Consider the following 24,169-nt stretch of genomic DNA (forward strand, 5'->3'; position numbering starts at 1 on the left):
ACTAAGAAAAAAGCCTTGGTTCAGATCACATATTTCTGGGTTTTTGTCTAGAATCTGGTATATTATTGACCGTTTTTTAAATCAAGCTAGCGGTTATTATCCAAACTTTTGAGATAAGTGACGGCTACTTTTATGAGTGAATCGAGAATCCATGTCTACTCCACAGATTGATAAGTTAAGAAATATCGCGATCATCGCGCACGTTGACCACGGTAAAACGACTTTGGTTGATAAACTGCTACAACAGTCAGGCACTCTTGAGTCTCGTGGTGAAGCTGAAGAGCGTGTCATGGATTCGAATGACATCGAAAAAGAGCGTGGCATTACCATTCTTGCTAAGAACACAGCAATCAACTGGAATGATTACCGCATCAACATCGTAGATACTCCGGGACACGCGGACTTCGGTGGTGAAGTTGAGCGTATCATGTCTATGGTTGACTCTGTTCTGCTTATCGTTGACGCAGTTGACGGCCCAATGCCTCAAACTCGTTTCGTAACGCAAAAAGCATTCGCACACGGTCTTAAGCCAATCGTTGTAATCAACAAGATTGACCGCCCAGGCGCTCGTCCTGATTGGGTTATGGATCAAGTATTCGACCTTTTCGACAACCTAGGTGCTACTGATGAGCAACTAGACTTCACCGTTGTTTACGCTTCAGCTCTAAACGGTTGGGCAACAATGGAAGAAGGCGAAACTGGTACAGACATGGAACCATTGTTCCAAGCTGTTGTTGATACAGTAGACGCGCCTGCAGTTGACCTTGACGGTCCTCTACAAATGCAAATTTCGCAACTTGATTACAGCTCTTACGTAGGTGTTATCGGTGTTGCTCGTGTTACACGTGGTTCTGTTAAGCCAAACCAACAAGTAACTATCGTTGGTTCTGACGGTAAGAAGCGTAACGGTAAAGTAGGTACAGTTCTTGGTTACCTAGGTCTTGACCGTCACGAAGTTGAGCAAGCTAACGCTGGCGACATCATTGCAATCACGGGTCTTGGTGAGCTGAAGATTTCAGACACTATCTGTGACCAAAACAATGTTGAAGCAATGACTCCGCTTTCTGTTGACGAACCAACAGTAACAATGACGTTCCAAGTAAACACTTCTCCGTTCGCGGGTAAAGAAGGTAAGTTCGTTACTTCACGTAACATCCTTGAGCGTCTAGAAAAAGAACTAGTACACAACGTTGCACTACGTGTTGAAGAAACTGATAACCCAGATCGCTTCCGTGTTTCAGGTCGTGGTGAGCTTCACCTATCTATCCTGATTGAAAACATGCGTCGTGAAGGCTTCGAGCTAGCTGTATCTCGTCCAGAAGTTATCATCAAGAAAGACGAAGATGGCAACCTAACTGAACCGTTTGAAACTGTGACTATCGACGTGCTTGAAGAGCACCAAGGTGGCATCATGGAAAACATCGGTCTACGTAAAGGTGAGCTAACTGATATGTCTCCAGATGGTAAAGGCCGTGTTCGCATGGACTTCATGATGCCTTCTCGTGGTCTTATCGGTTTCCAAACTGAGTTCCTAACACTAACGTCTGGTTCTGGTCTTCTTTACCACTCATTTGATCACTACGGTCCTCACAAAGGCGGCGTAATCGGTCAACGTAACAACGGTGTTCTTATCTCGAACGCAACTGGTAAAGCTCTGACTTACGCACTATTCAACCTACAAGAACGTGGTCGTCTATTTGCTGAGCACGCGGATGAAGTATACGAAGGTCAAATCATCGGTATTCACAACCGTTCAAACGACCTAACAGTAAACTGTCTGAAAGGTAAGCAGCTAACGAACGTTCGTGCATCTGGTACTGATGAAGCACAGGTTCTTTCGCCACCTATCCGTCACACTCTAGAGCAAGCTCTTGAGTTCATCGACGAAGACGAACTAGTAGAAGTAACGCCAGAAAGCATTCGTATCCGTAAGAAGCTTCTTACTGAAAACGAACGTAAGCGCGCAGCACGTCCAGCTAAGGCTTAATTGCCAGCTGACTAGCTTCTAGCTAAGTAAATAAGAAAGCCCCGAGTAGCCTAGCTGCTCGGGGCTTTTGTTTTATGTGGCATTAGCATAGATACGGGTAAATGAGATGCGAGATTCGAAGAGCGTACTTCATATTTACTCATCGAATCGTCATTCCAGAATTGAGGAACGAGATATCAGGAATCTAGGTTTTGATTCCCTGGTGACTTTCAACGAATTGCACTCGCTCTGCTACCGACATAAATGGCACTTCAACCACCTCATAACCTAGCGCTTGATAGACTCTGACCAGCGCGTGGTGAATTTCTAAGGCTTCTTCAAAGGGATAAGGACGCACTTCATCTTGCACATAGATAGAAGCTTCTGGGCGGCAGAACAAGACTTGTGAGTGATAGCCTTGGCTTGCTTCTCGGTAAGTCGCATCTATATCTAGGTTAGCCTGAGCTAAATAGCCACAGATATCTGGAATCGCACGATCGAGAAAGGCAATAGGGTGCAGCCTCGCTTGCTCTTTCTGCTCGCTCATCACACCTAAACATAACTGAGCAAAGCCCAGAAGATCTAGCCAAGGTAAGATACCGTTTTCAAGCTTGCTCTGCTGCTCTATTAATTGGCGAGAGGATTCTGCAAAGGTTGGAAACCCCGCATCTCCCAAGGCGTTAATTAGTGTTGTCTTTCCAGCGCCAGGGCCGCCAGTAATAATGATTGGGTTCATACGGGCTTATCTTGATTCGTTTCTACTGATGTTATTTCTGGTTCAGTTGAGCTAGGAATTTATCTGATTCTGCGATAGCAGCATTCATCTGCTTAATTGCGTAGGCGATGTCTTTTTCTAAGCTCATGAACTCACCTTGCAGTGAACCAACTGCGCTCGCATTGAGGTTGTGTTTCAAATAAAGCGTGTTGTCGCGAAGAGTATTGAGTACCGGATCCATCTTCTTCTCTGCACGCTTCATAGCTGACAACATGGTCTTGTAAGAGGATTGAGTCTCGCGCAGCTTTTGCTCGCTTGAGCGACGCAGTGAGTCACTGGTGTAGAGGTCTAACTCACCCTGCCACTCTTCAAACAACGCATCCGACACATCTTCAATTGCGGCAATACGATCACTGACATTTTGAGCGGCTTTTTCACTGTCTTGGTATTTGTCGTTGATTTGATTGTACATGTCTTCTAGGTCGCCACCACTGAAGTTAGTTAGGCTACTAAGTGCTTCAAGTGCGCTGGTAAACTCTTCCTGAGCATCCTGCTGTGACTCTTTCGCATCTTTTACTCTGTCGACCATAATGTCACGTTTGTGATAGCCCACTTGCTCCATTGCAGAGTAATAAGCGGATTGGCATCCAGTAAGAGTAAAAATAGAGAGGACTATAACTATTAAATAAGGCATCCTTGTTTCCTATAGTTAAATAATATCAATCGTAGTAAATATCCGCTCAAGCTAGCTTGTTAAAATACTCGATAACGGCGTTAGAATTTTTGATTGTAGAATAACTACTTATCAAAAAAGCTGCCTTGTTCTCTAGCCTTTTTCCTACGCTATTTTTGAACATTTATTCACTGTGATTGATATGTCGGAATAATAATTAGGACTATGAACGAGTTACAAGGGAGTTACAAGTTGAAGATAAAAAAGGTCGGCACACTCAGCATTCATTTTTCTCGCTATCTTTTGGCGCGAATGACGCACGATAGAGTCAACGTGAATGCGGGGTACTTGGCGTACATTACTTTGCTCTCAATCGTACCGATGTTGACGGTTCTGCTGTCTATTTTATCGTCATTCTCCATCTTTGCTGATGTCGGCATCGTGATTCAAAACTTCGTTATTACCAACTTTGTTCCAGCGTCAGGGGATGCGGTGCATGGTGCCTTGCTCGAGTTTGTTGCCAACACGGGTAAGATGACGGCGGTCGGTAGTGTGTTCTTATTTATCGCAGCACTGATGCTGATCTCGAATATCGATAAGAACCTAAACTACATCTGGCGTGTTACTGAGAAGCGACGCGCGGTGTTGTCGTTCTCTATGTACTGGATGGTGCTAACACTTGGGCCGATCTTGGTTGGGGCGAGCATTGCGGCCACTTCGTATGTGACATCGTTAAGCCTGCTACAAAATGAAGTCGTATCTGGCGCCTTTAATACCGTAATTCGCAAACTACCTTTGATTCTCTCTTTCTTTGCGTTCTTCGGTTTGTACTTGTTGGTTCCCAACAAAAAGATACATTTTTCTCACGCAGCGGCAGGTTCTCTGGTTGCGGCTCTGTTGTTCGAACTCAGTAAGAAAGGCTTTGCGGCCTACATTACTCAATTCCCTTCTTATCAGCTGATCTATGGCGCTTTGGCGGCGATTCCGATTCTTTTTGTCTGGGTGTATTTGTGTTGGCTGATCGTGTTGGTTGGTGCTGAGGTGACGGCGGCGCTCGGTGAGCACGAACAGTGGAGTGACACGCAAGAAATGGTACACTCTTCGGATAACGACAAAATCACAGAGCAAGGAAACAACAGTGATAGCACTGATCCAGAGAGTAAGTGAAGCTGCCGTCCGTGTTGATGGCGAAGTAGTTGGTGAGATTGAGCAAGGCTTATTAGTTCTGTTAGGCGTAGAAAAAGGTGATGACGAAGCCAAAGCCAAACGTTTGATGGAACGAGTGACCACTTATCGTGTCTTTGGAGATGAAGACGATAAGATGAACCTCAACGTGAAGCAGGTAGAAGGTAAGGTATTAGTGGTATCTCAATTCACTCTGCCAGCCGATACCAAGAAAGGCACACGAGCAGGCTTTTCTCGCGGTGCTCACCCAGAAGATGCAGAACGTCTTTACAACTATTTCTCTGACCAATGTGAATCAGTGTTGCCAACGGAACGTGGCCGATTCGCAGCCGACATGAAAGTGTCTTTGGTCAATGATGGCCCGGTAACATTCTGGCTGCAGGTTTAGGCTTAAAGGAATAAGCATGTTTAAACTCATAACTCCAACCACCGAAAATCAACTAAACAAGTATTACCATTTTCGTTGGCAAATGTTGCGCGAACCATGGCGAATGCCTGTAGGTTCAGAGCGTGATGAATATGATGGCATGAGTCACCATCGCATGATTGTCGATGGTCGAGGTCGTCCAATGGCGATCGGCCGTCTTTATATCACTCCCGATCTCGAAGGTCAGATCCGCTACATGGCGGTGAAGAACTCTCGTCGTAGCAAAGGCATGGGCTCACTGATTTTAGTCGCGCTAGAGTCACTGGCGCGTCAAGAAGGTGCTAAGCGTTTGGTGTGTAATGCACGCGAAGATGCGATCTCATTCTACGAGAAGAATGATTTTGAACGTCGCGGTGAGATTAACGACCAACGCGGCCCTGTGCGTCACCAACAGATGGTTAAGCATCTTGACCCAATGGCAGACGTACTGCGCAAACCTGAATGGTGTAATGAACTGCAGCAACGCTGGGAGCATCAGATCCCTATCAGCGACAAGATGGGTATCAAGATTAACCAATATACGGGTTACCAATTTGAGTGTAGTGCCCAACTGAATCCAAACCTGAACCCGCACAACACCATGTTTGCTGGTTCTGCCTTTACGCTGGCGACCTTAACGGGTTGGGGGATGACATGGTTACTGATGAAAGAACGTGGCCTAACCGGTGATATCGTTCTAGCGGACAGTAACATTCGTTACCGTCACCCGGTCGAGCAAAACCCTGTCGCTTCTACTTCTTTAGACGGTATCAGTGGTGATTTGGACCGCCTCGCATCAGGAAGAAAGGCTCGCATTATTATTCACGTGACCATTCATAGTGGCGATGTGGAAGCGGTAGAGTTTACCGGAACCTATATGCTGATCCCTGACTACAAGAAAATCCTATCGACTGATAGCAAGGTGAGTGAATAACGTCACTATTGCTTGATGAACGCTTACTTGATTGTAGATTGAGTTATCGATTGAAAGCGCTACTCCTGTGGAGTGGCGCTTTTTTGTTGGCAGTCATTAATCTCTGCATATTCAGCTTGGTCGAGCTTTCCTGAGATTTGATGGCATTGATCGGACAGAGTAATAGAAAGCGTGTGTAGCTCGGTTTTAAGCAAGTCGAGCTCTCCCGTTACTTCACCATTTAACGTTTGAACCCTTTGCGAACCTTCTTCGGCTGCGGATGCACCAATAATGTGCATTGGTTCGAGTGTAAAACGACCACGGTCAAAATTGGCATTGAGCTCTGGGATCTCGAATACGTTGTCGGTAGAGGTTTCAGAAAGCGTGTCGTTAAAGGTCATCACGCCTTGGCGAACGCTACCAGTGAGTTGACCTGTGGTTGAATAGCCAAGCATCAGTGAGTCACCATACAAACCCGCGGCTTGAAGTTCGAATTCGCCATAACCGGTTGCATCAAGCGGTAATTCCAGTTGTTGCAGCATTGGCGAGATAGGCAAGCCATCGGCAGATATATCTATACTCCACGGCTTGCTGATTTTGTTAAAGTCGAGTGCTGCATTGGCTTCAACATAACCATTCTTTAATGGCATAAACAGGCGTGTCAGCGTCCACTTTCCTTGTTCACTATTCATTTCAACCACAGGTTGAGCGCTGAGGATACTTTGGTAGCTGGCATCGTTGGCGCTGGCCATCAATTTGCCTTGCCATAAACCTAGCTTTCTATCTTGCAGAAGTTGAACTTGATGTCCTTCGACATGCAGCCCTGATACCTGCCAGTAAGGTTTTTCTGCGAGTTGGATGAGTTGGCTGCGTTCTACATTAAGTTGGTCTATAGAGGCTTGTTGAAGCTCTGTAAGCCAAGGTATTAGTCGTGCGGCGGGTAGATGATTGTCTTGGCTTTCGGTAATCCACTTGATGCCTTGAATATCAAGCTGTGCCAAATCAATAGCAGTGGGGGTAACTTTGCCATTTAGCTGAATACTGCCTTGCAGAAATTGTGTATAGAAGTCTTCAACCAAAATTTGGTTGGGGTTTAGGTTCAGCTTAAGGCTTGGGTCGATGAATTGATCATTGTCTAAGGTGACGCCTTCAGCTTGTAGAGAGAAAATGGCTTTCTGCTGCTTCCACAGTTCAAAAGGCAATTGGATATTTTCTAGTGAGGCATCAAAGGCTGCAAGGTGACCATCTTGCCACTCTATGTCGCTACGCAGAATATCTAAGCTGTTGATGTGGTTGATCTGAATACCTGCCACATCCCATTCTTTGTTCAATAGACTTTGAGTTTGTTCTTCATTTAATCGCAAACCATCAATCGTCACATTCACCAATGACCAGTCATGTTGATATTGTTCAGCTTGCCCAGAAATCTTGGCACCACGCCAGTCAAATGAAGCGCCATAAAGGGTGCTATCACTCGGCTTGAGATCTAGGTCAATCAACAGATTATCGAAGGCTTCGCCTTGCCAATATAACTGCGAGGCAGAAAGTTGGGTTTTACCATAGGGTAGTAGTGAGCTTTGGTTATCCCACATGGGATCGGCGATCTGCAGGTCGATGCCTCGTGCATTAAAGTCTGGAGTCGAGAAATCTAGGCTATTGATCGCTAGCTGACGGAGCTTGAGGTTTGGTTGGGTAAACACTGATGTGATTGTGTCCAAATCTTCGGCTTCTAACTGCAGGCCGCTGATCAATACAGAGTCCAAAACCAGCTTGGTTTCAAGAACAGAGTCTGGGCTGAACCAGATGTCGACCTTGTCGATATACAGAGGGGGTTGTTTTTCAGATTGGCTTTGGGCGATGCCCATTAAGGTGATGTGATAAGGCGCCTGATACTCAACATCTTCAATGAGCACTGGTTGTTCAATCGTATGCTTAATAAAAAAGTTAGCAACATCGGCGCGGTATTGAGTTTGTAGGCTTAATAGCAACGCTGCGATAACCGCAACGGCGATAGCCAACACAATGCCGAACACCATGAATACCTTTTTCATTCCCTGAAAGCCTCAAATCTCAATAGTCTTAAAACAGAGTGGAACAAAAAGGGTCAAGCATCAACAAAAAAGCCCCTCAAAAGAGGGGCTTGCTACAAAAATATCATTTTAAATTGGGCGTTCGCTTTTGGCTAAGCCCGAGCAGATGGTTGGATTAGTCCAGTTGAGGACCAGCTGCAACCAGTGACTTACCTTCAGCGTTGTCTGTGTACTTGTCAAAGTTGTTGATGAAGCGTTCTGCTAGATCTTTCGCTTTGCTTTCCCATTGTAGTGGGTCAGTGTACGTGTCGCGTGGGTCAAGGATCGCTGGGTCAACGTCGTGTAGCGCTAGTGGCACTTCTAGGTTGAACATAGGGATAACCTTAGTATCAGCCTTGTCGATAGAGCCATCTAGGATTGCGTCGATGATACCACGCGTATCTTGGATAGAGATACGTTTGCCAGTACCGTTCCAACCTGTGTTCACTAGGTAAGCTTCAGCGCCAGCTGCTTCCATACGCTTCACAAGCACTTCAGCGTACTGAGTTGGGTGAAGAGTAAGGAACGCCGCACCAAATGCCGCAGAGAACGTTGGCGTTGGTTCAGTAATACCACGCTCTGTACCGGCTAGCTTCGCTGTGAAGCCAGATAGGAAGTGGTACTTCGTTTGCTCTGGAGTCAATTTAGAAACTGGTGGTAGCACACCAAATGCATCAGCAGTCAGGAAGATAACCTTTTGAGCGTGACCTGCTTTTGATACTGGTTTAACGATGTTGTCGATGTGGTGAATCGGGTAAGAAACACGAGTGTTTTCTGTTTTAGAACCGTCATCAAAATCAATAGAGCCATCGCCACGAACCGTTACGTTTTCTAGCAGTGCATCACGGCGGATAGCATTGTAGATTTCTGGTTCTGCTTCTTTAGATAGACGAATGGTCTTCGCGTAACAGCCACCTTCAAAGTTGAAGATACCGTCGTCGTCCCAACCGTGCTCATCATCACCGATTAGCTCACGCTTAGGATCGGTAGATAGGGTTGTTTTACCTGTACCGGATAGGCCGAAGAAGATTGCTACATCCCCTTTCTCGCCTACGTTTGCACTACAGTGCATTGAAGCGATGCCTTGCAGAGGAAGTAGGTAGTTCATCATTGCGAACATGCCTTTCTTCATCTCACCGCCGTACCAAGTACCACCGATGATTTGAACGCGCTCTGTTAGGTTGAAAGCAACGAAGTTTTCAGAGTTCAGACCCTGTTTTTCCCAATTAGGGTTGGTTGTTTTAGCACCGTTCATTACCACGAAATCTGGTTCGAACGTTGCTAGCTCTTCGTCTGTTGGACGAATGAACATGTTCTTAACGAAGTGCGCTTGCCACGCTACTTCAGTGATAATACGCACACTTAAGCGCGTATCTGGGTTAGCACCACAATAACCGTCAATGACAAACAGGCGCTTGCCAGATAGCTGAGTTGTCACAAGCTCTTTCAGCTCATTCCATACTTCAGTTGTAATCGGTTTGTTGTCATTTTTGCCTTGATCTGACCACCACATGGTATCGCGGGTCGTGTCATCTTTAACAATGTACTTATCTTTTGGTGAGCGGCCAGTAAAGATACCAGTGTCAACCGCAACAGAGCCTAGTTCCGTTACTACGCCTTTTTCGTAGCCTTCCAAACCTGGCAGTGTTTCTTCAACGAATAACTGCTCGTAGCTAGGATTACGAAGAACTTCAGTAACGCCAGTCAGTCCGTGCTTAGTTAGATCAATTTGTGCAGCCTTAGTATGTTCCATAACGGTCATAGGTGCTCCTTGTAGGATATTTTGTAGGGATTTTGTATTAATTTTTTATTGTTATCTGCTCACCATGCTAGCAACGAGACTCGGGGGAAACAGGGATACAGCTCAAAAAATATCCATATTAACCTTGGGGTTTTAAGCGTCTCGTCACATATTGGCCCAACTAGTCTATCCTGTACGCAAACCTTTGCGCTAGGGGCGAGAACATTATTAATTGATTAAAATTAAGCGGTGATTTTATTACGAAATGTTAAGGAGTTTGCGCTATTTTGATCACAAAAAAGGCCAGCTGAGTGCTGACCTTTTTGGGGTAAATTACGTGTTTTTGGTACGCCGTAAATTAATGAACCGTATTGCTGCCTTTATCTGCTGCTTCTGCGTACAAAGCATCAACATCGTTCTTGTCGAACGAGTAGTTTGTGCCACAGTAATCACAGTGCAGAGCAACGCTACCTTCGGTGCTTAGGATGTCGTAGATCTCTTCTTGAGCAACGGTAATGATAGCCGCCGCGCTGCGATCACGAGAACAACCACAGAAGAACTCAACCGGTTGTGGTGTGAATAGCTGTACTTTTTCTTGGTTGTACAAACGGTAAAGCAGTTCGTTCGCTTCTAGAGTGAATAGCTCTTCGTTTTTCACTGTGTCTGTTAACTGCTCTAGGTGCTCGAAGTCGTCTGGTGTGCCAGTGCCGTCAGGCATAACTTGTAGCAACATACCAGCAGCGTGTGCTTTACCTTCGTGCTCGCCAGTACGTAGCCATAGACGAGTCTTAAGCTGTTCAGAGTTAGCGAAGTAGCCTTCAAGTACTTGTGCCAGCGTGTCACCTTCAAGACCAACGATACCTTGGTAACGCTCACCTTTCTTAGGATCGATAGTGATCACTAGGTGGCCTTTACCCATAAGGTCGTGCAGACCAGCGTCGTCAGCGATATCGCCTTCAAAGCGAGCAACTCCACGAATCTTCTGATCGTGATCGCCATTAATAACTGCTAGAGATACTGGGCCGTCACCTTGCAATTGCATAGTGATCGAACCTTCAAACTTTAGGGTCGCAGTCAGTAGCGTTGTTGAAACCAATAGCTCACCCAGTAGTTTTTGCACGGGTGCTGGGTATTCCTTGCTAGAAATAATCTGTTGGTACGCTTCATCCATTTGTACCAATTCACCACGTACTGATAGATCTTCAAATAGGTAGCGATTTAAAACATTACTTGTAGACATTGGGTCTGCCATTTGGCTATTCCTTCTAGCTTATTGATGCTTGAACTTGATGATGTCACGACGTTGCTTCTTATCAGGGCGACGCTCTGGAGCTGGGTTATGAGCATTCAGTTTGCGCTGTTTTGCAAACTCTTCTCTTTTTGCCAAGCTCTCGGTAGTTTCTTCATAGAGGGTTTGAGCGATCGGAGCTCCACCGCGATGGGCTGAGATTTTCTCGATAGTCACCGTCTTTTCTTCGTTACCTTGACGCAGTGTAATTACCGCCCCAAGTTCGACAATTTTACTTGGCTTGCTGCGCTGACCATTATAGTGGACTTTGCCACCATCGACCATGTTGCGAGCAATCGACCGGGTTTTGTAAAAGCGTGCTGCCCACAACCATTTATCGAGTCTGACAGCTTCATTAGCAGTTTTCATATAGGGCTGTGCCTTATTAAGTGAGAAATGAATGCGGTTTAACTGTAATGAACAGTGCGCAACATGTTTTTGATGATGCTTATCACATTAAGTAGAAGCTTTAAGTGGAGGCGGTTGGCATTTTTTTCAAGTCATATTACAAAATAGCCATGTTATGCCGATTTATAGATTTGCTATGATATAGTTCAGGATCTTATGCTTAAATAAGCTCGGTATCGAACGAATGAATAAAAAAGCTGAAAGTTTAATGATTTGCAGCGTTTGTCGTCATGAAAAGGGGCAAGGAAAGTGAACTTTTTAGAGCTCAAAAATAGCGTAGGGAATTCTCCTGTGTTGAGCCGCTTATTAGAGAATGGATTTGTACTTCAGCAGAAACTGAGCCTAGCTACGTGTTGTGTGTTGATTGCAGCTTCTGCATGGATTTTAGGGCAGCTTGCATGGTTTATCGAACCTGCCGAGCAAACAGTCGTGCCTTGGAAAGCAACCGCTTCATCGTCTTCTGCACCTCAATCGACCTTAGATATTTCATCTTTGCAGAAGAGCAACCTTTTTGGTGCCTACAACCCAACTACGGCTCCAGTGGTTGAGCAACAAGTGATCCAAGATGCACCCAAAACACGATTGAATCTGGTATTGGTGGGTGCGGTTGCCAGTTCGAATCCCAAATTAAGCTTAGCTGTGATTGCTAATCGCGGCACGCAAGCAACCTACGGAATTAACGAAGAGATAGAAGGCACTCGAGCCAAGCTCAAAGCTGTGTTAGTGGATCGAGTGATCATTGATAACTCAGGTCGTGATGAGACCTTGATGCTTGAAGGTATTGAGTACAAGCGCTTAGCGGTATCAGCCCCTGCGCCACCTCGCGCTTCTTCATCTGTTCGTGGTAATAACCCAGCTTCTGCAGAAGAGAAGTTGGATGAAATTAAAGCGAAGATAATGAAAGATCCGCAACAAATCTTCCAATATGTTCGCCTGTCACAGGTGAAGCGCGATGATAGTGTTATTGGTTATCGTGTGAGCCCTGGCAAAGATTCAGAACTTTTTAACTCTGTTGGGCTCCAAAACGGAGATATTGCCACTCAGTTAAATGGGCAAGACCTGACAGACCCCGCCGTTATGGGCAACATATTCCGTTCCATCTCAGAGCTGACAGAGCTAAATCTCGTCGTTGAGCGAGATGGGCAACAACATGAAGTGTTTATTGAATTTTAAAACTTTGCGTCTAACGAAGGACGAAAGTGTAGGAGAAGTACGTGAAGCATTGGTTTAAGAAAAGTGCATGGTTACTGGCAGGAAGCTTAATCTGCACACCCGCAGCCATCGCTAGTGATTTTAGTGCCAGCTTTAAAGGCACTGATATTCAAGAGTTTATTAATATCGTTGGTCGTAACCTTGAGAAGACGATCATCGTTGACCCATCGGTGCGCGGGAAAATCGATGTACGTAGCTACGACGTCCTTAATGAAGAGCAATATTACAGCTTCTTCTTGAACGTTTTAGAGGTGTACGGCTATGCGGTCGTTGAAATGGACTCGGGTGTTCTGAAGATCATCAAAGCCAAAGACTCTAAAACATCGGCAATTCCAGTGGTTGGTGACCGTGACTCAATCAACGGCGATAGCGTCGTGACACGAGTTGTGACGGTGCGTAATGTGTCGGTTCGTGAGCTTTCACCTCTACTTCGTCAATTGAATGACAATGCAGGCGCGGGTAACGTTGTGCACTACGACCCTGCCAATATCATTCTTATTACAGGCCGAGCGGCGGTAGTAAATCGCTTAGCGGAAATCATCAAGCGTGTTGACCAAGCGGGTGATAAAGAGATTGAAGTCGTTGAGCTAAAGAATGCATCAGCGGCGGAGATGGTGCGTATTGTTGACGCTCTAAGCAAAACCACAGATGCAAAGAATACGCCTGCATTCCTTCAACCTAAACTGGTTGCCGATGAGCGTACCAATGCGATTCTGATTTCAGGTGACCCTAAGGTTCGTAGCCGATTAAGAAAGCTTATCGAGCAGCTTGATGTCGAAATGGCGACCAAAGGTAACAACCAGGTAATTTACCTTAAATACGCAAAAGCAGAAGATCTGGTTGATGTGCTGAAAGGCGTGTCGGACAACTTACAGTCGGAGAAACAATCTTCAACTAAAGGCAGCTCATCGCAACGTAACCAAGTAATGATCTCAGCTCATAGTGATACCAACTCTTTGGTTATTACTGCACAGCCAGACATCATGAATGCCTTGCAAGACGTGATCGCACAACTGGATATTCGTCGTGCTCAAGTATTGATTGAAGCCTTGATTGTCGAAATGGCTGAAGGTGACGGCATCAACCTTGGTGTGCAATGGGGTAACCTTGATACAGGTGCTGTGATTCAGTACGGCAACACAGGCGCATCGATCGGTGGTGTAATGGTGGGCCTGGAAGAAGCCAAAGACACTGAAACGACTACTGCAGTCTACGACTCTGATGGTAACTTCCAACGTAATGAGACGACTACTGAAAAGGGTGACTATTCAACGCTAGCATCAGCACTTTCTGGTGTTAATGGTGCGGCTATGAGTGTGGTGATGGGTGACTGGACTGCACTGATCAGTGCGGTAGCAACCGATTCAAACTCAAACATCCTATCTTCTCCAAGTATCACGGTAATGGATAACGGCGAAGCGTCATTCATTGTGGGTGAAGAGGTGCCTGTTCTAACAGGTTCAACTGCCGGCTCAAGTAACGACAATCCATTCCAAACCGTTGAGCGTAAAGAAGTGGGCATCAAGCTGAAGGTTGTTCCACAAATCAACGAAGGCGATTCTGTTCAGCTGAATATTGAACAAGAAGTATCAAACGTACTGGGCGCGAATGGCGCGGTTGATGTGCGTTTTGCTAAACGTCAATTGAATACATCAGTAATCGTTCAAGATGGTCAAATGCTGGTGCTTGGTGGCTTGATTGACGAGCGCGCATTAGAGAGTGAATCTAAGGTGCCATTCTTAGGTGATATTCCAGTGCTTGGGCACCTGTTCAAATCAACCAGTACTCAGGTTGAGAAAAAGAACCTAATGGTATTCATCAAGCCAACCATCATTCGTGATGGCATGACGGCGGATGGTATCACTCAGCGTAAATACAACTTTATCCGAGCTGAGCAGCTGTATAAGGCAGAGCAAGGTTTGAAATTGCTTGATGACGATAACATCCCGGTATTGCCTAAATTTGGTGCCGATATGAATCATCCGGCTGAGATCCAAGCCTTCATCGATCAAATGGAAACAGAATAATGGCTGAATTGGTAGGGGCGGCAAGTACTTATCAGCGCTTGCCGTTTAGCTTTGCGAATCGCTACAAGATGGTGTTGGAATATCAACATCCAGAGCGCGCGCCTGTACTTTATTATGTAGAGCCTCTGAAATCGGCGGCGATCATTGAAGTAAGCCGTGTTGTGAAAAACGGCTTCACGCCACAAGCGATCAGCGCAGACGAATTTGATAAAAAACTGACCGATGCTTACCAGCGTGACTCGTCGGAAGCTCGTCAGCTAATGGAAGACATTGGTGCCGACAACGACGACTTCTTCTCGCTAGCAGAAGAGCTGCCACAAGATGAAGATCTGCTTGAGTCAGAAGACGATGCGCCAATCATCAAGTTAATCAATGCGATGTTGGGTGAGGCGATCAAAGAAGGTGCTTCGGATATTCACATCGAAACCTTCGAGAAGTCACTGTCTATCCGTTTCCGTATTGATGGTGTGTTGCGTGATGTTTTAGCGCCGAGCCGTAAACTGGCCCCGCTGTTGGTGTCACGTGTGAAGGTTATGGCTAAACTGGATATTGCGGAAAAACGCGTACCACAAGATGGTCGTATTTCTCTGCGTATCGGTGGTCGAGCGGTCGATGTTCGTGTGTCTACCATGCCTTCATCACACGGTGAACGCGTGGTAATGCGTCTGTTGGATAAGAACGCGACTCGTCTAGACTTGCACAGTTTGGGTATGACGGCAGAGAACCACGAAAACTTCCGTAAACTGATTCAGCGCCCGCATGGCATTATCTTGGTAACGGGTCCTACAGGTTCGGGTAAATCCACGACCTTGTACGCAGGCTTGCAAGAGCTAAACAGTAACGAACGCAACATCCTTACCGTTGAAGACCCAATCGAATTCGATATCGATGGCATTGGTCAAACACAAGTGAACCCTAAGGTTGATATGACCTTTGCTCGTGGTTTACGTGCCATTCTTCGTCAAGACCCGGATGTTGTGATGATTGGTGAGATCCGTGATTTAGAGACCGCAGAAATTGCCGTTCAAGCCTCTTTGACGGGTCACTTGGTGATGTCGACTCTCCATACCAATACCGCGGTAGGTGCCATTACGCGTCTACGTGATATGGGCATCGAACCATTCCTTATCTCTTCTTCACTGCTTGGTGTTCTGGCACAGCGCCTAGTTCGTACCTTGTGTAACGACTGTAAAGAACCTTACGAAGCGGACAAAGAGCAGAAGAAGCTGTTTGGACTGAAGAAGAAAGATAGCCTAACGCTTTACCATGCCAAAGGGTGTGAGCACTGTAGCCATAAAGGTTACCGAGGCCGTACTGGTATTCATGAGCTTCTGATGGTTGATGAGTCGGTTCAAGAGCTGATTCACAGCGAGGCGGGCGAACAAGCAATTGAGAAAGCAATTCGTGGCACAACACCAAGTATTCGAGAGGATGGCTTGAGCAAAGTTCTGAAAGGGGTAACTTCCCTAGAAGAAGTGATGCGCGTGACCAAGGAAGTCTAGTATGGCGGCATTTGAATACAAAGCGCTGGATGCTAAAGGTAAAAGCAAAAAGGGCTCGATTGAGGCGGATAACGCTCGTCAGGCTCGCCAGCGTTTAAAAGAGCAGGGCTTGATGCCGGTCGAGATGACCGAAGCTAAAGCGAAAACAGCGAAGGGTTCACAGCCTTCGACCAGCTTTAAGCGTGGCATCAGCACGCCTGATCTTGCCTTGATTACACGTCAAATATCAACGCTTGTCCAATCGGGTATGCCGCTAGAAGAGTGCTTGAAGGCCGTTGCTGAGCAATCTGAAAAGCCACGTATTCGAACCATGCTATTGGCGGTTCGCTCTAAGGTTACCGAGGGCTACTCGCTAGCCGACAGCCTGTCTGATTACCCGCATATCTTCGATGAACTGTTTAGAGCCATGGTGGCGGCAGGTGAGAAGTCGGGGCACTTGGATGCGGTATTGGAGCGATTGGCCGATTACGCAGAAAACCGTCAGAAGATGCGCTCTAAACTCCTACAAGCGATGATCTACCCAGTGGTGCTGGTGGTGTTTGCGGTGACGATTGTTTCTTTCTTACTTGCGACCGTAGTGCCTAAGATCGTAGAGCCGATCATCCAAATGGGCCAAGAGCTACCTCAATCGACACAATTTTTATTAGCATCGAGTGAATTTATCCAGAATTGGGGCATCCAATTACTGTTGTTAATCATTGCTGTGATTGTTCTGGTTAAGACCGCGCTGAAAAAGCCGGGCGTTCGCATGAGTTGGGACCGCAAATTATTGAGCATTCCGCTGATCGGCAAGATAGCAAAAGGCATCAATACCTCTCGCTTTGCACGCACACTCTCAATCTGTACCTCGAGTGCGATTCCTATCCTTGAAGGGATGAAGGTCGCGGTTGACGTGATGTCGAATCACCATGTGAAGCAACAAGTATTACGGGCATCGGATAGTGTCAGAGAAGGGGCGAGCCTGCGTAAAGCCTTGGATCAAACCAAACTCTTCCCACCTATGATGCTGCATATGATTGCCAGTGGTGAGCAGAGTGGTCAATTGGAACAGATGCTGACAAGAGCAGCAGATAACCAAGACCAAAGCTTTGAGTCGACCGTGAATATCGCCCTAGGCATATTTACCCCAGCCCTTATCGCTTTGATGGCAGGCTTAGTGCTGTTCATTGTGATGGCGACTCTGATGCCGATGCTTGAAATGAACAATTTAATGAGCGGTTAACGTATTGCTCATCAGACGTTAGTTTTTGGATTATCGAGAAGAAGGACATCATTACCTTCAACTCGCGGTCTGTAATTTGGAGAAAATAATGAAAAATAAAATGAAGAAACAATCAGGCTTTACCCTATTAGAAGTGATGGTTGTTGTGGTTATCCTTGGCGTATTGGCGAGCTTTGTTGTACCTAACCTATTGGGTAACAAAGAGAAGGCTGACCAACAAAAAGCCATCACTGATATCGTGGCGCTGGAGAACGCGCTAGATATGTACAAACTGGACAACAGCGTTTACCCAACAACGGATCAAGGTCTTGATGCATTGGTTTCTAAGCCAAGCAGCCCAGAGCCTCGTAACTACCGTGACGGTGGCTACATCAAGCGTCTACCAAACGACCCATGGGGTAACGAGTACCAATACCTAAGCCCTGGTGATAATGGCACTATCGATATCTTTACGCTTGGTGCTGATGGCCAAGAAGGTGGTGAAGGTATTGCTGCGGATATTGGCAACTGGAACATGCAAGACTTTCAATAAGCCTCGGCTTGTTGCTTGATGCGTTATTGTTGTTTGATTCGTTATTGATGGTAGGACGTAAACAGATGGAGTCTAAAGGTGAAAACTAAGCAAACACAGCCAGGTTTCACCTTGATTGAGATTCTTTTGGTGCTGGTATTACTGTCAGTAACGGCGGTCGCGGTGATAGCGACCATTCCTACCAATAGTAAAGATGTTGCCAAAAAATACGCTCAAAGTTTTTATCAACGAGTTCAGCTACTCAATGAAGAAGCTATTTTAAGTGGCTTGGATTTTGGCGTTCGTGTTGATGAAAAGAAATCGACTTACGTTCTGATGACTTTGAAGTCTGATGGTTGGCAAGAAACTGAGTTCGAAAAGATCCCTTCTTCCACTGAATTACCAGAAGACCTTGCACTGACGCTGACTCTCGGCGGTGGCGCTTGGGAAGACGACGATCGCCTTTTTAATCCGGGAAGCTTATTTGATGAAGATATGTTTGCTGATCTTGAAGAGGAAAAGAAGCCGAAGCCACCGCAGATCTACATCTTGTCGAGTGCTGAAACAACACCTTTTACGCTCTCTTTCTACCCAAATACGGGTGACACAGTACAAGATGGTTGGCGTATTCGCGTGTTAGACAATGGTGTCATTCGATTACTTGAACCAGGAGAAGAAGATGAAGAGGAATAACCGTTCTCCTTATCGCTCTCGTGGTATGCCCCTTGGTTCTCGAAGAATGGCACTTGGTTCTCGAGGAATGACTTTGCTTGAGGTGTTGGTTGCACTCGCTATTTTCGCTACCGCAGCGATCAGTGTGATTCGTGCTGTAACCCAGCACATCAACACACTCAGTTATCTCGAAGAAAAAACCTTCGCCGCTATGGTTGTCGATAATCAAATGGCCTTGGTGATGCTGCATCCTGAGAAACTCAAAAAAACGCAGGGTACGCAAGAGCTAGCGGGAAGAGAGTGGTTCTGGAAGGTGACACCGATTGATACCAGCGATGATTTATTAAAGGCGTTTGATGTGAGTGCTGCAACCAGTAAGCAAGCGTCCCCAGTCGTTACGGTGCGAAGCTATGTGGTTAACTAAAAGCGTGTGGTCAACTAAGAGCGTGTCCTTTAATAAACGTGTGCCTCGTAAACAAGGTCTATCTTCAAAAGGGAGAGGCTTTACCTTAATTGAAGTCTTGGTCTCGATCGCTATCTTTGCCACATTGAGCATGGCGGCTTATCAGGTCGTAAATCAAGTTCAACGAAGTAACGAGCTATCAATCGAGCGCAGTGCCCGTTTGAATCAACTGCAACGTAGTTTGGTCATTTTAGATAATGATTTTCGCCAGATGGCAGTACGACAATTTCGTACCAATGGTGAAGAAGCATCATCTAAGCTGATACTAATGAAAGAGTATCTACTGGATTCCGACAGTGTTGGCATCATGTTTACTCGCCTTGGTTGGCATAACCCACAACAGCAGTTTCCTCGCGGAGAAGTCACCAAGGTTGGCTACCGCATCAAAGAAGAAACGCTTGAGCGTGTATGGTGGCGTTATCCAGATACCCCTGCAGGCCAAGAAGGAGTGATTACTCCGCTGCTTGATGATGTAGAAGGCTTTGAAATCGAGTTTTATGATGGGAGTCGCTGGGGCAAAGAGTGGCAAACCGACAAATCACTGCCTAAAGCGGTGAGACTCAAGCTGACACTGAAAGATTATGGTGAGATAGAACGTGTTTATCTTACTCCCGGTGGGACCCTAGATCAGGCTGATGATTCTTCAAGCAGTGACTCTTCAGGTGGTAGTGAGGGGAATAATGACTCATCGACCTAACAAACTTGTAGCGACAAGTTCGGCTTTTGGCCGCAAACAACGTGGTGTCGCGCTGATCATTATTTTGATGCTACTGGCGATCATGGCAACCATTGCTGGCAGTATGTCTGAGCGTCTGTTTACTCAGTTTAAACGCGTTGGTAACCAGCTTAACTACCAACAGGCCTATTGGTACAGCATTGGCGTAGAAGCGCTTGTGCAAGATGGTATTAGGCAAAGCTACAAAGACAGTGATACCGTAAACTTAAGCCAACCGTGGGCGTTAGAAGAACAAGTGTACCCACTCGATTATGGCCAAGTTAAGGGACGCATCGTTGATGCTCAGGCGTGTTTTAATCTCAATGCGCTAGCTGGCGTTGCGACGACTTCAAGCAACCAGACACCTTATTTAGTGACAGTTTGGCAGACCTTATTGGAAAACCAAGACGTCGAGCCTTATCAGGCTGAGGTTATCGCGCATTCAAGCTGGGAGTTTGTTGATAGCGATACTCGAGCGACCTCTTCAGCTGGCGTGGAAGACAGTACCTATGAGGCGATGAAGCCATCTTATTTGGCAGCTAATGGCCTAATGGCTGACGAATCAGAGCTACGAGCTGTTTATCAAGTCACGGGTGAGGTGATGAATAAGGTTCGCCCATTTGTTTGTGCTCTACCGAGCGATGATTTCCGCTTGAACGTGAATACATTAACGGAAAAACAAGCGCCTCTATTGGAAGCGATGTTTGCTCCGGGCTTAAGTGAATCGGATGCGAAACAGCTGATAGACAAACGTCCATTTGATGGTTGGGATACGGTGGATGCTTTTATGCAAGAGTCTGCCATTGCTGGTGTCAGTAGCGAAGTTAGCAAAAAAGCCAAAGCATATTTAACTGTAGATAGCGCCTATTTTGAGCTAGATGCAGAGGTATTAGTTGAGCAGTCACGTGTACGTATACGGACGCTTTTCTATAGTAGTAATCGAGAAACAGTGACGGTAGTACGCCGTCGTTTTGGAGGAATCAGTGAGCGAGTTTCTGACCGTTCGACTGAGTAGCGAACCACAAAGCCCTGTGCAGTGGTTAGTTTGGTCGACAAGCCAACAAGAAGTGATAGCAAGTGGCGAACTGTCTAGCTGGGAACAGCTTGATGAGTTAACGCCTTACGCTGAAAAGCGCAGCTGTATCGCTTTATTGCCGGGAAATGAATGCTTAATTAAGCGTGTTGAGATCCCGAAAGGTGCTGCTCGCCAGTTCGATTCTATGCTGCCGTTTTTGTTAGAAGACGAAGTCGCACAAGATATCGAAGACTTACACCTGACTATTTTAGATAAAGACGCCACTCATGCGACCGTGTGTGGTGTTGAACGTGAATGGCTAAAACAAGCGTTAGAGCAGTTCCGCGAAGCTAATATTGTCTTCCGTAAGGTATTACCAGACACGCTAGCTGTTCCTTTGGAAGAGCAAGGCATCAGTGCGTTGCAGATAGACCAGCATTGGCTATTGCGCCAAGGCAACTATCAAGCAGTATCAATCAGTGAAGCATGGCTCCCAATGTTTTTGCAAAGTGATTGGGTTGTCGTTGATGACGAAGAAAAGCCTGCGACGATCTTCAGTTACACCTCAATGCCGAGCGACGACGTTCAGCAGCAAAGTGGAGTGGAGTGGCAAGCTAAGCCTGCTGAGTTGGTGATGTCTTTACTGAGTCAACAAGCGATCACAAGCAGCGTAAATTTACTGACTGGCACCTTTAAAACCAAATCTTCATTCAGTAAATATTGGCGCGTTTGGCAGAAAGTGGCGATTGCGGCTTGTTTGCTGGTGGCCGTGATTGTGACTCAACAAGTGTTGAAGGTTCAACAGTATGAAGCGCAAGCCGAAGCTTACAGAATGGAAAGTGAGCGCATCTTTAGAACGGTATTGCCAGGTAAACAGCGTATTCCAACTGTGAGCTACCTTAAGCGTCAGATGAACGATGAAGCCAAGAAGTATGGCGGTTCAGGCGATGGTGATTCCTTACTGGGATGGCTAGCCTTGTTGCCAGAGACTTTAGGGCAGGTGAAATCGATTGAAGTCGAAAGTATTCGCTACGATGGCAACCGTTCTGAGGTTCGACTACAGGCTAAAAGCTCTGACTTCCAACATTTTGAGACCGCGAGAGTGAAGCTCGAAGAGAAGTTTACCGTTGAGCAAGGGCCATTGAATCGTAATGGTGATGCTGTGTTTGGCAGCTTTACTCTTAAACCCCGTCAGTAACCTGCGTAAGGAGTTCAGTGATGAGAAATATGATTGAGCCACTCCAAGCGTGGTGGACTTCAATAAGTCAAAGGGAGCAGCGATTAGTTGTCGGCTGCTCAATTTTATTGGTGGTAGGTGTGGTTTATTGGGGGCTAATACAACCACTCAGTCAGCGAGCTGAACTCGCGCAAAGCCGAATTCAGAGTGAGAAGCAACTGCTGGCTTGGGTAACCAATAAAGCCAATGAAGTGGTTGAACTACGAGGCAGTGGTGGCATCAGTGCTAGTCAGCCTTTGAATCAATCTGTGCCTGCTTCTATGCGTCGTTTTAAGATTGAGTTGATTCGCGTGCAACCACGTGGCGAGATGCTGCAAGTATGGGTGAAACCTGTACCCTTTAATCAGTTCGTAGATTGGCTAACATACCTGAAAGAAAAGCAGGGTGTTGAGGTTGAGTTCATGGACATTGATCGTTCTGATAGCCCCGGGGTTATTGACGTCAACCGACTACAGTTTAAACGAGGTTAATGTGAAACGCGGTTTATCTTTGAAGTTAGGTTTGCTCTTTGGTGGCATCTTTATTGTCTTTTTCTCGGTTAGCTTGTTGCTGCACTTACCGGCCTCGTTTGCTCTTAAGCATGCACCTGTTGTTCGTGGTTTGAACATTGAAGGCGTTGAAGGGACTGTTTGGCAAGGTCGCGCCAATAACGTCGTGTGGCAGCGTGTTAATTACGGTTCAGTACAGTGGGACTTCCAGTTCTCTAAACTGTTCCAAGCCAAAGCTGAGCTAGCGGTTCGTTTTGGTCGTAATAGCGACATGAACTTGTCAGGAAAAGGGCGTGTTGGGTACAGCATGAATGGTGCGTATGCGGAAAACTTAGTGGCATCAATGCCCGCTGCTAATGTGATGAAATATGCCCCAACCATTCCAGTGCCGGTTTCGATTGGTGGACAAGTAGAACTGACGATCAAACATGCGGTTCATACTCAGCCTTGGTGCCAATCGGGCGAAGGTACGCTTGCTTGGTCTGGTGCTGCCGTTGACTCTCCGGTGGGTTCATTAGACCTAGGTCCTGTAATTGCCGACATAACTTGTGAAGACAATACTATTGCTGCCAAAGGTACTCAGAAGAGTGACCAAGTGGATAGCGAGTTTTCGGCGAGCGTTACGCCAAATCAAAGCTACACCTCAGCGGCATGGTTTAAACCGGGCGCAGAATTCCCGCCAGCCATGCAGAGTCAGCTTAAGTGGCTAAGCAACCCAGATAGCCAAGGTAAGTACCAGTTTAGCTATCAAGGGCGTTTTTAGTCAGATAGCTTCTTTTGATCTCGTATCCGCTAGTTATCCGAGAGCAAGATATAAAAAATGGGCACCTCATTGAGGTGCCCATTTTATTTGGATAATCAGATTGTTATGAGACTAAGTGGCTTTAGTCTTTACCCTGTAAGATCTCTGCCCAAGGTAAGTCCGCGTCACCAAGCACGATGAAGTTCGGGTTCTCAAGGGTCTCTCTTTCGTTGTAAGAGAGCGGTTCTAGTTGAGTACTCAAGATACGACCGCCAGCTTCCTCAACAATGCACTGGGTTGCTGCGGTATCCCACTCGCCAGTAGGTCCGAGGCGCAGATAACAATCCACAGCGCCTTCCGCGACTAAACAGGCTTTGAGTGCGGCAGAGCCAAGAGGCACCAAGTCATAGTTCCAAGCCGAGCTCATGCGGCTTGTGATACGGTTTATGTCTTGGCGGCGGCTTATCGCCATTGCGATGGATTGGTTTGGCAGCTCGTGACGGTGCGTTTTAATTTTAACGCTGTCATTAAGGTCTGGGATCTTCCAAGCCCCTTTGCCACTGTAAGCGTAATAGCTCACACCAGAAACAGGCGCATACACCACACCCATTACCGGTTTGTTATGTTCGATTAGGGCGATAATTGTCGCGAAATCACCACTTCTTGCGATGAACTCCTGTGTTCCATCTAATGGGTCAACTAACCAGTAACGATCCCATTGCGCGCGCTTTTCTAGGCTAATGTCAGCGGCTTCTTCAGATAACACCGGGATATCTGGGGTTAGCTCACTGAGCTTTTTCGAGATCAGCTTATGCGCTGCCAGATCGGCACTGGTGACTGGTGTGTCGTCACTCTTGGTGAACTCTTCGTAATCTTTCTTTTCGTAGATCTCTAAGATGAGTTGGCCTGCAGAGCGAGCAACCTCAATCACAGAGGGTAGGAGATGAGACAAATCTTTTGTTGTTGGCATAAATATTCTCTTACTCTTCGAGTGCGCTT

23 protein-coding genes are annotated in these 24,169 nt (G+C 46.4%); 16 read left to right on the forward strand and 7 right to left on the reverse strand.

Annotated elements, in window-relative coordinates; translation table 11 throughout:
* The first annotated feature begins 151 nt into the window (after positions 1-151).
* The gene (typA, locus tag L0992_00435) at positions 152-1,987 is read left to right on the forward strand and encodes a translational GTPase TypA (GenBank protein XGB67236.1); all 1,836 of its coding nucleotides are present in this window, start codon (positions 152-154) and stop codon (positions 1,985-1,987) included.
* A 184-nt stretch (positions 1,988-2,171) separates the two neighbouring features.
* On the opposite strand, the gene L0992_00440 is transcribed toward typA, so the two are convergent.
* Entirely contained in the window at positions 2,172-2,702 is a 531-nt protein-coding gene (locus tag L0992_00440; GenBank protein XGB67237.1) for an AAA family ATPase, read from the reverse strand.
* A 31-nt stretch (positions 2,703-2,733) separates the two neighbouring features.
* Complete coding sequence (locus L0992_00445) at positions 2,734-3,375, reverse strand: DUF2959 domain-containing protein (GenBank protein XGB67238.1); 642 nt, start codon at positions 3,373-3,375, stop codon at positions 2,734-2,736.
* Between the two features lie 204 nt (positions 3,376-3,579).
* Between L0992_00445 and L0992_00450 the strand changes: the two genes are divergently transcribed.
* Genes L0992_00450 through L0992_00460 form a run of 3 tightly spaced genes read left to right on the forward strand, consistent with a single transcriptional unit; the run spans position 3,580 to position 5,879 of the window.
* Complete coding sequence (locus L0992_00450) at positions 3,580-4,521, forward strand: virulence factor BrkB family protein (protein XGB67239.1); 942 nt, start codon at positions 3,580-3,582, stop codon at positions 4,519-4,521.
* Positions 4,493-4,927, forward strand: coding sequence for a D-aminoacyl-tRNA deacylase (gene dtd, locus L0992_00455; protein ID XGB67240.1), 435 nt, complete (start codon positions 4,493-4,495; stop codon positions 4,925-4,927). The genes L0992_00450 and dtd overlap by 29 nt, the downstream gene beginning before the upstream one ends.
* A 16-nt stretch (positions 4,928-4,943) precedes the next feature.
* Positions 4,944-5,879, forward strand: coding sequence for a bifunctional GNAT family N-acetyltransferase/hotdog fold thioesterase (locus L0992_00460; protein ID XGB67241.1), 936 nt, complete (start codon positions 4,944-4,946; stop codon positions 5,877-5,879).
* A gap of 59 nt (positions 5,880-5,938) precedes the next feature.
* On the opposite strand, the gene L0992_00465 is transcribed toward L0992_00460, so the two are convergent.
* From L0992_00465 to hslR, 4 genes are all read right to left on the reverse strand, one after another.
* Positions 5,939-7,894 carry an AsmA family protein gene (locus L0992_00465; protein ID XGB68657.1) on the reverse strand — a complete coding sequence of 652 codons (1,956 nt, stop codon included), beginning with the start codon at positions 7,892-7,894 and terminating at the stop codon, positions 5,939-5,941.
* Positions 7,895-8,063: 169 nt separating this feature from the next.
* Positions 8,064-9,689 (reverse strand): phosphoenolpyruvate carboxykinase (ATP), encoded by a 1,626-nt coding sequence (pckA, locus tag L0992_00470; protein XGB67242.1) that lies wholly within the window; start codon positions 9,687-9,689, stop codon positions 8,064-8,066.
* Between the two features lie 337 nt (positions 9,690-10,026).
* Positions 10,027-10,920 carry an Hsp33 family molecular chaperone HslO gene (gene hslO, locus L0992_00475; protein ID XGB67243.1) on the reverse strand — a complete coding sequence of 298 codons (894 nt, stop codon included), beginning with the start codon at positions 10,918-10,920 and terminating at the stop codon, positions 10,027-10,029.
* 18 nt (positions 10,921-10,938) lie between these two features.
* Positions 10,939-11,325: a ribosome-associated heat shock protein Hsp15 gene (gene hslR / locus L0992_00480; GenBank protein ID XGB67244.1), complete on the reverse strand. Its 387-nt coding sequence runs from the start codon at positions 11,323-11,325 to the stop codon at positions 10,939-10,941.
* A gap of 288 nt (positions 11,326-11,613) precedes the next feature.
* Between hslR and gspC the strand changes: the two genes are divergently transcribed.
* The 12 genes from gspC (at position 11,614) to L0992_00540 (ending at position 23,191) form a co-directional block, all read left to right on the forward strand.
* Complete coding sequence (gene gspC / locus L0992_00485; protein XGB67245.1) at positions 11,614-12,537, forward strand: type II secretion system protein GspC; 924 nt, start codon at positions 11,614-11,616, stop codon at positions 12,535-12,537.
* A gap of 41 nt (positions 12,538-12,578) precedes the next feature.
* Complete coding sequence (gspD, locus tag L0992_00490) at positions 12,579-14,603, forward strand: type II secretion system secretin GspD (GenBank protein XGB67246.1); 2,025 nt, start codon at positions 12,579-12,581, stop codon at positions 14,601-14,603.
* Positions 14,603-16,105 carry a type II secretion system ATPase GspE gene (gene gspE / locus L0992_00495; GenBank protein XGB67247.1) on the forward strand — a complete coding sequence of 501 codons (1,503 nt, stop codon included), beginning with the start codon at positions 14,603-14,605 and terminating at the stop codon, positions 16,103-16,105. The genes gspD and gspE overlap by 1 nt, the downstream gene beginning before the upstream one ends.
* Before the next feature lies 1 nt (position 16,106).
* Entirely contained in the window at positions 16,107-17,327 is a 1,221-nt protein-coding gene (gene gspF, locus L0992_00500; protein XGB67248.1) for a type II secretion system inner membrane protein GspF, read from the forward strand.
* A gap of 88 nt (positions 17,328-17,415) precedes the next feature.
* Positions 17,416-17,859 (forward strand): type II secretion system major pseudopilin GspG, encoded by a 444-nt coding sequence (gene gspG, locus L0992_00505; GenBank protein XGB67249.1) that lies wholly within the window; start codon positions 17,416-17,418, stop codon positions 17,857-17,859.
* Positions 17,860-17,937: 78 nt separating this feature from the next.
* Positions 17,938-18,531, forward strand: a complete 594-nt coding sequence (gene gspH / locus L0992_00510; GenBank protein XGB67250.1) for a type II secretion system minor pseudopilin GspH — start codon at positions 17,938-17,940, stop codon at positions 18,529-18,531.
* Positions 18,518-18,934: a type II secretion system minor pseudopilin GspI gene (gspI, locus tag L0992_00515; GenBank protein XGB67251.1), complete on the forward strand. Its 417-nt coding sequence runs from the start codon at positions 18,518-18,520 to the stop codon at positions 18,932-18,934. The genes gspH and gspI overlap by 14 nt, the downstream gene beginning before the upstream one ends.
* Positions 18,921-19,670, forward strand: coding sequence for a type II secretion system minor pseudopilin GspJ (gene gspJ, locus L0992_00520; protein ID XGB67252.1), 750 nt, complete (start codon positions 18,921-18,923; stop codon positions 19,668-19,670). Before gspI ends, gspJ begins: the two co-directional genes overlap by 14 nt.
* Positions 19,654-20,703 (forward strand): type II secretion system minor pseudopilin GspK, encoded by a 1,050-nt coding sequence (gspK, locus tag L0992_00525; protein XGB67253.1) that lies wholly within the window; start codon positions 19,654-19,656, stop codon positions 20,701-20,703. The genes gspJ and gspK overlap by 17 nt, the downstream gene beginning before the upstream one ends.
* A complete protein-coding gene (gspL, locus tag L0992_00530; protein ID XGB67254.1) occupies positions 20,672-21,901 on the forward strand; it encodes a type II secretion system protein GspL in 1,230 nt (409 codons plus the stop codon). The genes gspK and gspL overlap by 32 nt, the downstream gene beginning before the upstream one ends.
* A 20-nt stretch (positions 21,902-21,921) precedes the next feature.
* On the forward strand, positions 21,922-22,410 hold the full coding sequence (locus tag L0992_00535) for a type II secretion system protein M (protein ID XGB67255.1): 489 nt from the start codon (positions 21,922-21,924) through the stop codon (positions 22,408-22,410).
* Between the two features lies 1 nt (position 22,411).
* Complete coding sequence (locus L0992_00540; GenBank protein ID XGB67256.1) at positions 22,412-23,191, forward strand: type II secretion system protein N; 780 nt, start codon at positions 22,412-22,414, stop codon at positions 23,189-23,191.
* 121 nt (positions 23,192-23,312) lie between these two features.
* Here the strand turns inward: L0992_00540 and cysQ are convergent, their stop codons facing one another.
* Entirely contained in the window at positions 23,313-24,140 is an 828-nt protein-coding gene (gene cysQ, locus L0992_00545) for a 3'(2'),5'-bisphosphate nucleotidase CysQ (GenBank protein XGB67257.1), read from the reverse strand.
* Positions 24,141-24,169 lie beyond the last annotated feature (29 nt).

The organism is Vibrio pomeroyi (genome assembly GCA_041879425.1).
Classification (GTDB): Bacteria; Pseudomonadota; Gammaproteobacteria; order Enterobacterales; family Vibrionaceae; genus Vibrio; species Vibrio pomeroyi_A.